The sequence below is a fragment of the Prochlorococcus marinus str. MIT 9515 genome (genome assembly GCF_000015665.1).
GTDB lineage: Bacteria > Cyanobacteriota > Cyanobacteriia > PCC-6307 > Cyanobiaceae > Prochlorococcus_A > Prochlorococcus_A marinus_P.
This window is the reverse complement of the sequence record NC_008817.1, coordinates 1,473,253-1,485,087: the sequence shown is the minus strand read 5'-3', so window position 1 is coordinate 1,485,087 and position 11,835 is coordinate 1,473,253. Positions and strand designations below refer to the sequence as shown.

Here is an 11,835-nt window from a genome sequence, read left to right as displayed (position 1 = left end):
TAATTCAAATGGCTCGCGAGAAGTTCGAAAGGAACAAACCACATGTCAACATAGGTACTATCGGCCACGTTGATCATGGAAAAACAACCCTGACTGCTGCTATTACCAATGTTTTAGCTAAAAAAGGTCAAGCACAAGCTCAAGATTATGGAGACATTGATGGTGCTCCAGAAGAAAGAGAACGTGGCATAACAATTAATACAGCCCACGTTGAATACGAAACTGAAGGCAGACATTATGCCCACGTTGATTGTCCAGGACATGCTGATTATGTCAAAAACATGATCACTGGAGCGGCTCAAATGGATGGTGCAATTTTAGTTTGTGCTGCCACAGATGGTCCTATGGCACAAACAAAAGAACATATCCTTTTAGCAAAACAAGTTGGTGTTCCTGCTTTAGTTGTCGCTTTAAATAAATGTGACATGGTAGATGACGAAGAAATCATTGAACTTGTGGAAATGGAAATCAGAGAGCTACTTGATAGTTATGATTTCCCCGGGGATGATATACCTATCGTCCAGGTTTCAGGCCTGAAAGCTTTGGAAGGAGATTCTAATTGGGAATCTAAAATTGAAGAATTAATGAAAGCTGTTGATGCTAGTATTCCTGAACCAGAAAGAGAGATTGACAAGCCATTTTTGATGGCAATAGAAGATGTTTTCTCTATTACAGGTAGAGGAACAGTTGCTACAGGAAGAATAGAAAGAGGTAAAGTCAAAGTTGGAGAAGAAGTCGAAATAGTTGGGATAAGAGATACAAGATTGACCACTGTTACTGGTGTTGAGATGTTCCGTAAACTTCTTGATGAAGGTATGGCTGGAGACAATGTTGGACTACTCCTACGTGGTGTTCAAAAAGAAGATATTGAGAGAGGAATGGTACTTGTTAAGAAAGGTTCAATTACTCCTCATACTAAATTTGAAGGAGAAGTTTATGTTCTTAAGAAAGAAGAGGGAGGGAGACATACTCCTTTCTTTGCTGGTTATAGACCACAATTTTATATAAGAACCACAGATGTGACTGGACAAATCACCGCATTCACCTCTGATGATGGAGCTAATGTAGAAATGGTAATGCCAGGAGACAGAATAAAAATGACTGGTGAATTAATTTGTCCAGTTGCTATTGAACAAGGTATGCGCTTTGCTATTCGCGAAGGTGGTCGTACCATTGGAGCTGGTGTTGTTTCTAAAATTATTGAATAAATTTCTTTAATTTTATGAAGTTAACCTCTGATAATCTAGAATAATTAAATAAGAGATACGGGTTATTGATTATCAATAACCCTTTTATTAAGAGATCAATTCAAATTTATGACAACATCACTTGCTCAACAAAAGATTCGTATAAGATTAAAAGCATTTGATAGAAGAATGCTGGATTTGTCATGTGACAAAATTATTCAAACAGCAGATACAACTGCTGCTTCAGCTATCGGTCCTATACCATTACCAACTAAAAGAAAAATTTATTGTGTTCTAAGATCTCCGCATGTGGATAAGGATTCTAGAGAGCATTTTGAGACAAGAACTCATAGAAGAATTATTGATATCTATAGCCCCTCTGCCAAAACCATTGATGCTTTAATGAAACTAGATCTTCCTAGCGGTGTAGATATAGAAGTTAAACTATAAGATTGCCCGAATAGTGCCTAAATTTACTAATATGTAGTTATAGATTTTGAGGTTTAAATGGGAGAGCTTTCAGTAAGGGAATTACCATTATTCCCTCTCCCAGAAGTTGTTCTTTTCCCTCAAGAAGTTTTACCTCTACACATATTTGAATCAAGATACAGAATTATGCTTAAATCTGTTCTTGAATCAGATTCAATGTTTGGGGTAATTAAATGGGATCCTAATACTAAAAGTATGGCTAACGTTGGCTGCTGTGCTCAAATAATTAAACATCAAACAGCCGATGATGGAAGAAGTAATATAGTCACGTTGGGACAGCAAAGATTCCAAGTCTTAGAAGTTGTACGTTCAACACCATATTGCTCAGCGATTGTTAGTTGGATTACTGATGAAAATATCGAAAGTTTCCAAAGTTTAGATCTTTTAAGAGATTCTGTTACTGAAGCATTAAATGATGTAGTTAAATTAACTAGTAAACTAACTAATTCTCAAAAAGTTCTTCCTGATAAATTACCTGAAAACCCTATGGAACTCTCTTTTTGGATTGGTGCTCATTTAGGTGGACCGGTGGCTGAAGAGCAGCAGAAACTTTTAGAAGAGAGGAGTACATATACACGTTTGCAAAGAGAGTTTGAAATGTTAGATCATACGAGAAAACAATTGGCAGCTAGAACAGCTTTAAAAGAAAGTTTTCCAGATATCAAAGAAAATTAAATGTCCTTATTCTTAACATCTTTTATTTTTTTAGTTTTAATTCTATTTTTCTTGTATTTAGTACTTTGGAGGATTAATACTAGAAAATATATCTCTTCGGGAACTGTAGCTTCAGCTTATGACTCGTGGACTCAAGATAAACTACTAGAAAGATTGTGGGGTGAGCATATACATTTAGGTTTCTATCCTCCAAATAAAAATATTGATTTTAGAGAAGCTAAAGTCCAGTTTGTACATGAGCTGGTGAGCTGGAGTGGTTTGGATAAATTACCTAGAGGTTCAAGGGTTTTAGACGTAGGTTGTGGAATAGGTGGAAGCTCTCGGATTCTCGCTAATTATTATGGTTTTAATGTAACAGGTATAACAATTAGTCCAGCTCAAGTACAAAGAGCTAAAGAACTTACGCCTCATGAATGCAGCTGTAACTTCAAAGTTATGGATGCTTTAAATTTGAAATTTGAAGATGGAGCATTTGATGGGGTTTGGAGTGTTGAGGCAGGAGCTCATATGAATAACAAAAATAAATTTGCAGATCAAATGTTAAGAACTTTGAGACCTGGAGGATATTTAGCTTTAGCTGATTGGAATTCAAGAGATTTAAAAAAATATCCTCCTACAACGCTTGAAAAAATAATCCTAAAACAATTACTTGAACAATGGGTTCATCCTCAATTTATTAGCATTAAAGATTTTAGTAATATTCTTATCAATAACAAAAATAGTTCAGGTCAAGTTATCTTTGATAACTGGAATTACTATACAAATCCATCTTGGTTTGATTCAATATATGAAGGAATTAGAAGGCCAAATGCAATTTTATCCCTAGGTCCAAGAGCATTAGTAAAGTCTGTAAGAGAGATTCCTACAATATTGTTAATGGATTGGGCTTTTAAAAAAGGTTTAATGGAATTTGGAGTTTATAAATGTAGAGGTTAATTAATCTAATTTAATCTTTTCTGATAAATAACATCCAAAGTCTACCAAATGTTCACATAAGGGTTTTAATTTTTTCTTCAATTCATAGAACGCTTCAATATTAGTTCTTGTATTTATATCAACATCAATGTAAATGATATATTCTCCTAGTTCTCTTTTAGAAGGCCTAGATTCTATTTTACTCATATTGAATCCAAAATCTGAAATATAATTTAAAGCTTCAAGTAAAGCTCCAGGATTATTTGAGAGCAATGAAAAGGCAAAACTGGCAATATTAGCTTTATCTAAAATCGATTCTTTACTTAATAAAACAAATCTTGTACAATTCCCTGGAACATCATTAATGGGGAATGCTAGTTCTTTAAGTCCTTCAATTTCAGTAAGAGATTTCGATCCAATAGCTGCTCTAAATGAACTCCCTTTTACCATTTTCACTGCTTCGGAAGTTGAATTAGTTGATAAAGTAATAGCCTCTGGAAGATTCTCAGATAGCCATTCAGAACATTGAGCTAAAGCTTGTGGATGAGAAAGTACTTCTGATATTTCCGAAATATCTCCATCACTTATTAATGCATGTTTTATTGGCAAAACAATTGCTCTATTGATATTAATATCCGAAAATTTCCAAAGTGCGTCTAAAGTAGTTGTTACTCCTCCCTCAACCGAGTTTTCAATAGGCACTATTGCTGCATCACAATTGTTGTAGGCTATTGCTTTAATAACCGAATATAGCCCATTACATGGTACAAATAAAGGTGACTCAAAATTGGCAAGCTCTGATAAAATATGAGCTGCTTTTTCTGCGTATGTCCCTTCAGGGCCCAAATATGCAACTTGTTTGCGCATGATTAATTGTAAAAAAAAAAGATCAATTAAGCATTGGAGGTATATAGAAAAATGCTTTTAGCTTTTGATGCTAAACAGAAACTTAAACTTTCTGTAACAAGGAATAAAGAATATCTTTCTAAATATCTTTTGGAAGAAGAAAGGGTTGTTGGAGCAATGCTGGACCCCAATAAATTGGAACCTGAAGGGGATGGGAAGTACAAGTATACTGTAACAAGTTTCAGGGTTTTTCAATTAGATGTTAACCCTGTTGTATCAATTGCAGTTGAGAATAAAGAAGGTATTTTAAAAATGAGTGCACTTGACAGCAAATTAGATGGTTTAGGGATAATCGAAGATTTCAGTTTAATTTTGAAAGCAAATTTGGAGGCGACTGATAATGGATTAGAGGGCGAAGCACTTCTTGGTGTATCAGTAAGTCAACCTCCTCTTTTGAAACTTGTGCCAAAGAAAATTTTAGAATCTACTGGCCATTCAGTATTGAATGGAATTTTATTAGGAATAAAATCTAGAGTTCAGCAACAATTAATAAAAGATTTTGTAAATTGGTGTGATTTAAATAAGGTTTAATTTAGTTAAAAAACTTTTCCTATGTAGATTCGTTACGCCATTAGCTTTAAGACTTAATAAATGCTCTTTAGTACCATAGCCTTTATTTTTAAAGATAAAATATCCAGAGAATTTTTTTTCTAATCTTTCCATTAAAAAGTCACGTGTTACTTTTGCAACTATGCTTGCTGCAGCAATTGATGTGAATTTGGAATCACCTGCAATTATATTTCTTTGATGACTCTTCCAAAGTCTTAATGATAATGGACCGTCAATTATAACTTCATATGGTTTGGATTTTAACTTCTTTATAGCTCTAATCATTGAAAGCTCGGTGGCATATCTTATACCAAGTTGATCTATTTCTCTTGCTGAAGACTGTCCCAAACTGTAATCTGAGGATAATGAGATAATTTTCGGCAAAAGTAATTTTCTTTTTTTTTCTGTTAGTTTTTTACTATCGGTTACACCCAATTGCTTGAGAGTATATCCATTTTTTTCGGTTAGAACTACAGCTGCAGAAAATACAGGTCCAAAAACTGCACCTCGACCTACTTCGTCAATACCTATCTCAAGTTGTTTATTCAATACTTGCAGATGATCTTCTTCTTTTCCGTCTTGAATTATCAATTTCATCTGTTATTTCTACTTCCTCATTAGCAGTTGTTATCTTTGGTAATTTGCTCTCATGATTAATTTCTTTAGACTCATTTACTTCAACTTCAGACTTTTCTATTGAATTAGAAGTTGAGGATTTTTTATTTGTTTTCTTATTAGAAACTTTAGTTTTTGCTTTTTTATTCTTTTGTAAAGAGAGTTCTTTTTCGTTGTTATTACTATTCTCTAAACGTACTAAATGATTATTAGTAAGATATTGTTTTCCTAATTTAATTAATGGATTAATACCAAGTTGACTATAGACAATCTTTTCAACTTCGCTTAGCTCAACTGTTATTACTTTCTTTTCTTTTGAATTATGGGTATTAACTATTTCATTATCATTTTCTTTTTGTTTGGCAGGATCATCGTCTTTATTTAAAATTTTGGAGTTAGGTAACTCTTTCTTGACAATTTTTTCTTGATTTTCAATTACTTCAGATGGCTCTAAATCTGTGAACTTTGTATTATTTAATCTGCTAGATTTTTTTGCAGAGTGATTTGTTTCTGAATTCGAATTTTGATAGTTTGGTAAACTTTTTATATGCCCTAATCCATTGCAAGCATTACATTTTTTGCCGAATAATTCATATATATTTTGACCTTGCCTTTTTCTTGTTAATTCGACTAAACCTAACTCAGTTAACTCAGCTATCTGAGGTCTTGCAGAATCATCTTTTATGGCTAGAGTAAACTGCTCAAGTAACTGAAATTGATCTCTTCGAGATTCCATATCTATAAAGTCTATTACTAAAACTCCACCAATATTCCTTAATTTCATTTGTCGAGAAATTTCAACAGCTGCTTCGCAATTCGTCCATAAAACAGTTTGTCTTGAATTAGCTGATCTTGTGAAAGAACCGGAATTCACATCAATTACGGTTAAAGCTTCAGTAGGCTCAATAATGATATATCCACCTGAGGGTAAATCTACTCTTGGTTCAAGTGCCTTTTGAATAGTTTTATTAATTTGATATTTTTCAAGAATATGTTCATTTATGTCATTATTATGTAAGACAAGATCCACATTAGAATCATTATTAATTAAAAAGTCTTTTGCTTTTTCGAGAGCTACTTTATTATCAATTACAACTTTACTAGTTGATGCTTTAATACAGTCTCTTAAAATTTTTAATGAAAAATCTTCATCTCTATTTATTAAATTTGGTGGTTGACAAGTCTCTGAAATTTTTAAAACTTGATCCCATTGTTGAATTAAATTTTCCAGATCTTCAATAAGTAATTCTTCTTTTATTTTTTCGGCTTCTGTTCGAAATAATAGACCTGTGCTAGGTGGTTTAATTAAGACTCCAAGTGCTCTTAAACGACTTCTTTCAGTATCAGTATTTATCTTCCTAGAAATATTCACACCTTGTCCGAAAGGTTGCAGTATTAAATATTTACCAGGTAATGAAATATTACCTGTTAGTCTGGGCCCTTTATTTCCAGTAGGTTCCTTCATTACTTGAACGAGAACTTTTTGTTTGGGTTCAAGAAGCTCAGTGATGCCTACAACACCTTTTTTCAGTCTTAGTGGACCTAGATCTGATACATGAATAAAGCCATTTTTTTCACTTTCTCCAATATGGATAAAAGCAGCATCAATTCCTGGTAGAACATTTTCAACAGTTCCTAAAAAAATATCCCCGATTTGATATTGACCTTGTGCGACGATTAATTCATCAACTCGATCATCCGTGAGTAGTGCTGCAATACGAGCCTGCTCAGCTATTATAATTTGCTGAGACATATAAAAAGATTAAGTATGTTTTGAATTTTGAAAATCGATAAAAGGTAAATAATTTTATATTTAATTATTTACTAACAATTTCTTGTTTGTTAAATTTATTAGATTTTTTAAAATAATTGGTAGCAATTTAATTTGCTAAGTATTTAAATTTTAGACGACTTTCAAACTATTTGAAATTGATTTAATAGTTATGATTATTTCTTTAGTTAAATCATAACCTCCTATATCTTAACATCAAATTCCCGCTTAAGCACATTAATCTATTATTCTAATAAAGACTAAACACCTAAATTTTTAAAGTGGTACAAATAAACGAAAATTATTTAAAGCTCAAAGCAGGATATCTATTTCCTGAAATTTCAAAAAGAGTAAATAGTTATACACAAGCTAATCAAGGCTCAGAAGTTATTAAGCTTGGAATAGGAGATGTAACTGAACCTCTACCTAATGCTTGTATAAATGCGATGAGTAAAGCATTAAATGAAATGGGAACACATGAAGGATTTAAAGGTTATGGTCCAGAGCAAGGATATGAATGGCTTAGAGAGAAAATTTCTAAAAATGATTTTATTTCAAGAGGATGTCAAATTACACCGGAAGAAATATTTGTCTCAGATGGTTCAAAATGTGATAGCAGTAATATCTTAGATATTCTTGGCCACGATAATTTAATTGCCGTAACAGATCCTGTTTATCCTGTTTATGTAGATAGTAATGTGATGACTGGGCGAACAGGAGAAACACTTAAAAATGGAACTTATCAAGGATTATTATATTTAGCGATTAATGAGGATAATAATTTTTTACCTGAAATTCCTAAAAATAAAGTTGATATTGTTTATCTCTGTTTTCCAAATAATCCCACTGGGGCAACTATTACTAAAGATGAATTAAAAAAATGGGTTGACTATGCTAATCATAATAAGTCTTTGATTCTCTTCGATGCAGCTTATGAAGCTTTTATTCAAGATAAAGATGTACCTCATTCAATATATGAGATAGATGGAGCAAAAAGTTGTGCTATAGAATTTAGATCTTTCTCTAAAAATGCTGGATTTACCGGCGTAAGATGTGCTTATACAGTAATCCCTAAATGTTTAACAGGACAAAATTCAAAAGGTGATAAGGTTGATTTATGGCCATTATGGAATAGGCGTCAATGTACTAAATTTAATGGAGTCAGCTATGTCGTTCAAAAAGGAGCTGAAGCAGTGTATTCATCTCAAGGTAAAAAAGAGGTTAATTCTTTAATTGATTTTTATATGGAAAATGCAAAGATTATGCGAAATAAGCTAAGAAGTGCTGGCTTTACAGTTTATGGCGGTTGTAACGCGCCATATGTTTGGATTAAAGTCCCAGCTGATATGACTTCTTGGGACTTTTTTGATCATTTACTTGAAAAAGCTAACGTAGTGGGAACACCTGGAAGTGGTTTTGGGTTGGCAGGAGAGGGTTATTTTCGATTATCTGCCTTTAACTCAAGATTAAATGTCTCTAATGCAATGGAGCGAATAATTAATATATAATAATTAATAAATTTCCTAGTAATTAAAAATTAAAAGTAATGTCAATTATAAAGCTAGAAAAAGGTGACAATAACAACGCAGCAGTCCTAGAAAAGAAAACAGCGGCGTTAAAAAATAAATCACCAAAATATAAGGTACTACTTCATAATGATCCAGTAAATTCAATGGAGTATATTACAATTGCGCTTAGAGAAGTTGTACCACAATTAAGCGAGCAAGATGCTATCGCTATTATGCTTGAGGCTCATAATAATGGGGTTGGTTTAGTTATCGTTTGTGACCTAGAACCAGCTGAATTTTATTCAGAATCACTTAAATCTAAAGGTATATCCAGTTCAATCGAAAAAGATGAATGATTGTATTATTAAAAATTAATTAAGCTTAAACCCTCTTATAATTTTGCAGAGCTTAACTTCCTTTCTGAAAATTTTCGAACTTTTAGAGAATCATCTAAAGATGCTTTGCCATAATTTCTTTCCAATATATTAATAACTGTTTTCCCAAATTCATCATCTTGATTCTCAAAAGCTTCTAAACATACCTCTCCAAGCTTTTTACCTAGAGGCCCAGGATTCCATAACAGTTTTCTTGCGGTCCATGGCATCATACTCATCGGATTGTAATTAGGTTTTAGGATGTTGTTTTCTAAAGCATACTTTTCTAAAAGAGTGTGTGGTTGTAAACCTATAAAAAATATAGCTGGATCTACTAAACCTTTTCCGAAGATATTTTCTAACTCTCTGTGATAAGCAATAGTTTGTTTAATGGTATTTGGGGTTTCGTCAAAAACATTAAATGAGTAGTTGACCGATACATGATTTCTAAATCCTGCATCAACAAGCATCCTACAGTTTTCTAGTACTGTTTTGAGGTTATATGCTAACTTCATTTTTCTAACAAGCTCTTGTGATCCAGACGTTATTCCTATCTCAAAATAACTCATTCCTGTATCAACCATTAATTGAGCTAATTCGCGATCAATATTGTCTGCTCTAATGTAGGCGGCCCATTTAATATCATTCCAACCCTGATCTTTTATAGCTTGAAGAAGTAATTTAGCATCCTTTATATTGTTCCTAGTTGGAATAAATTGAGCATCAGTAAACCAAAAACCTCTAACACCCATTTCGTAAAGTTGCTTAATTTCTTTTATAACTTCATTGATGGGATTAACTCGAACTTTCTTACCCTCGACAACTGCATAAACGCAAAAACAACAGTTATGTGGGCACCCTCTTTTGGTTTGAACACCTACATAATAATCTCCACCTTCTATGTACCAATCAAATTCAGCCCAAATAGCTTTAATGTATTTGTAATTACAAGCTGTTTTAACCGTTCCAGAGGGTTGTTCATGTATTAATTTATTCCTTGGCTTTTGCCCAGCCAGGTAACATCTTTCTTTTGAAATAGAATCACCTTTAATGATCTTTTCAATCAGGTTTTCCCCTTCCCCGACAGATATTACTGTGCCTTTTGGTAATAATTTACCTAGCTGTTCGTAAAAAACACTTACGGCCCCTCCCCCTAAAATCACTTTTACTGATTTATTATATTTTTGAGCTCTCTTGAGTCCCATCTTTACCAAAGATGTATTCCTATTTATTTCCTCATAATGGGATGTTATTAACTTTAAGCCCCCCCAAGCACCTCTAATTTTTTTAAAAATATTATTTGAATAAAAAACTTCAAAAGAATTCTGTAAGGGGTTACCGCTTCGTCCATCTACAGGTGCGTATATTTGAATATCCCTCCAAGAAAAAATAAGTAGATGGGGCCGAAATTGATCAATTTTTCTTTTTAGATATTTAGAAATGTTTTTTGAAGGTACTATTGCTAAATCAATAAATTGTTGTTCTATTTCTGGAAAACATTTATGAATATGATCTGCGAGATAAATAGGCCCTATTGGGAATATCGGGTTGCATGGAAGCCTAACAATGAGAACTTTCTTGAATACTTCTCTATTGGTGTTTTTTGTTATTTTTTTTAGAGGAAACTTAAACGCCATAAAAGAGATTTAAAATGCTCTAACATTTAGAATCTAACTATTTTATTACCTTTTTGGTGAATTTTTATAAATTTACTTCCGAAAAATAAAAATTATTTTTTATTTTAAAGGTCTGAAATCATATATTTCCAACATACCTTAAGAAGTTTGATCCCATCTATCCATCTCGATATATTTGGTGACCCAGATTTTCTTGCATAATATCTGACAGGGTAATTAAGGATTTTAATATTATTATTGGCTGCCTCAAAAATTATCGTAAAATCACCAAAAGGATCTGATTTAGATTCCCAACTACCATTTTTTCTCATCAAATTGAAAAACTTTCTTGAGAAAACTTTTGTCCCGCATAGTGAATCAGAAATTGGTTTATTTATTAATATAGATAACAATAAAGCAAAACATCTATTCCCGATATAATTAGCCCATCTCATAGCATCTTTTTCCATTGGGAATGTTGTTCTAGAGCAATTAACAAGGATATTCTCATTTTTCGTCGATTGCATTATTGCTTCGATACTGTCATTGACGTCTACTGTAAAATCGCTATCTATAATTGCCAAAGTTTCACCGGATGAAATATTGAAACCCTCAACAACTGCATTTTTCTTACCATTAGATGTTTGTTTTAAAAGAGATATTTGGAAGCTGTTTGAAAAATTTTTAGTAAGCTCTTCTAACATTTGAAAAGTTTTATCTTTGCTGTTTCCCTCCACAAAGATTATTTCAACTTTATTAGGAATTTTTTTAAATTTATTTAGTGCTTCTATTAAAAGTTTCCTATTACCCTCCTCATTTCTTGCAGGAATAACTATTGAAATTAAATGATCGCCTACTTTTTCCTTATATTTATAAAATATTATTTCTAATTCAAAAGCAAGTTGCTTTATTATGGGTACCTTACGTAAAGTATTTTTTATAAATTGAGGAATTAATTTAGTTGGTATTGGAGTTAATTTTTTTGCTGTCCATCTAATAGATCTATAATTATAAATTTCAGCTAATGATTCAATATCACATAAAGTAATTCTTGCTTTGCTAGTTGTGCCTTTGAATATTCTTGAATCTAATTTGAGCCATCTTGTAATTGGTTCCCAAGTATTACCTCTTACCTTAAGAGAAATAAATTCATCATCGTTTTTAAATAATTGGTGAATTTTATTATTTGAAAGATTCCATGTATTAACAGATTTCATTAAATTTAATTTT

At 32.3% G+C, this 11,835-nt stretch carries 12 protein-coding genes; 7 read left to right on the top strand and 5 right to left on the bottom strand.

From position 1 onward, the window contains the following. The first annotated feature begins 8 nt into the window (after positions 1 to 8). From tuf to P9515_RS08040, 4 genes are all read left to right on the top strand, one after another. Positions 9 to 1,208 carry an elongation factor Tu gene (tuf, locus tag P9515_RS08055; protein ID WP_011820988.1) on the top strand — a complete coding sequence of 400 codons (1,200 nt, stop codon included), beginning with the start codon at positions 9 to 11 and terminating at the stop codon, positions 1,206 to 1,208. Between the two features lie 108 nt (positions 1,209 to 1,316). Then, the gene (gene rpsJ / locus P9515_RS08050; protein ID WP_011820987.1) at positions 1,317 to 1,637 is read left to right on the top strand and encodes a 30S ribosomal protein S10; all 321 of its coding nucleotides are present in this window, start codon (positions 1,317 to 1,319) and stop codon (positions 1,635 to 1,637) included. 57 nt (positions 1,638 to 1,694) lie between these two features. Further along, positions 1,695 to 2,351: an LON peptidase substrate-binding domain-containing protein gene (locus P9515_RS08045; protein WP_011820986.1), complete on the top strand. Its 657-nt coding sequence runs from the start codon at positions 1,695 to 1,697 to the stop codon at positions 2,349 to 2,351. After that, positions 2,352 to 3,287, top strand: coding sequence for a methyltransferase domain-containing protein (locus tag P9515_RS08040; protein ID WP_011820985.1), 936 nt, complete (start codon positions 2,352 to 2,354; stop codon positions 3,285 to 3,287). On the opposite strand, the gene pheA is transcribed toward P9515_RS08040, so the two are convergent. Further along, positions 3,288 to 4,133 carry a prephenate dehydratase gene (gene pheA, locus P9515_RS08035; RefSeq protein ID WP_011820984.1) on the bottom strand — a complete coding sequence of 282 codons (846 nt, stop codon included), beginning with the start codon at positions 4,131 to 4,133 and terminating at the stop codon, positions 3,288 to 3,290. A 51-nt stretch (positions 4,134 to 4,184) separates the two neighbouring features. Here pheA and P9515_RS08030 point away from each other — a divergent pair, with 51 nt between their 5' ends. Continuing rightward, entirely contained in the window at positions 4,185 to 4,703 is a 519-nt protein-coding gene (locus tag P9515_RS08030) for a DUF1997 domain-containing protein (protein WP_011820983.1), read from the top strand. Here the strand turns inward: P9515_RS08030 and P9515_RS08025 are convergent. Both P9515_RS08025 and P9515_RS08020 read right to left on the bottom strand, forming a co-directional pair. After that, positions 4,689 to 5,318, bottom strand: coding sequence for a ribonuclease HII (locus tag P9515_RS08025; protein WP_011820982.1), 630 nt, complete (start codon positions 5,316 to 5,318; stop codon positions 4,689 to 4,691). The genes P9515_RS08030 and P9515_RS08025 overlap by 15 nt on opposite strands. Next, positions 5,263 to 7,089, bottom strand: coding sequence for an Rne/Rng family ribonuclease (locus tag P9515_RS08020; protein ID WP_011820981.1), 1,827 nt, complete (start codon positions 7,087 to 7,089; stop codon positions 5,263 to 5,265). Before P9515_RS08020 ends, P9515_RS08025 begins: the two co-directional genes overlap by 56 nt. A gap of 299 nt (positions 7,090 to 7,388) precedes the next feature. Between P9515_RS08020 and P9515_RS08015 the strand changes: the two genes are divergently transcribed. Then, the gene (locus P9515_RS08015) at positions 7,389 to 8,615 is read left to right on the top strand and encodes an LL-diaminopimelate aminotransferase (RefSeq protein ID WP_011820980.1); all 1,227 of its coding nucleotides are present in this window, start codon (positions 7,389 to 7,391) and stop codon (positions 8,613 to 8,615) included. A 38-nt stretch (positions 8,616 to 8,653) separates the two neighbouring features. Then, the gene (clpS, locus tag P9515_RS08010; protein WP_011820979.1) at positions 8,654 to 8,971 is read left to right on the top strand and encodes an ATP-dependent Clp protease adapter ClpS; all 318 of its coding nucleotides are present in this window, start codon (positions 8,654 to 8,656) and stop codon (positions 8,969 to 8,971) included. A gap of 35 nt (positions 8,972 to 9,006) precedes the next feature. On the opposite strand, the gene P9515_RS08005 is transcribed toward clpS, so the two are convergent. Beyond that, positions 9,007 to 10,626, bottom strand: coding sequence for a photosystem II high light acclimation radical SAM protein (locus tag P9515_RS08005; RefSeq protein WP_011820978.1), 1,620 nt, complete (start codon positions 10,624 to 10,626; stop codon positions 9,007 to 9,009). 104 nt (positions 10,627 to 10,730) lie between these two features. After that, positions 10,731 to 11,822 (bottom strand): glycosyltransferase family 2 protein, encoded by a 1,092-nt coding sequence (locus tag P9515_RS08000; RefSeq protein ID WP_011820977.1) that lies wholly within the window; start codon positions 11,820 to 11,822, stop codon positions 10,731 to 10,733. Between the last annotated feature and the right edge of the window lie 13 nt (positions 11,823 to 11,835).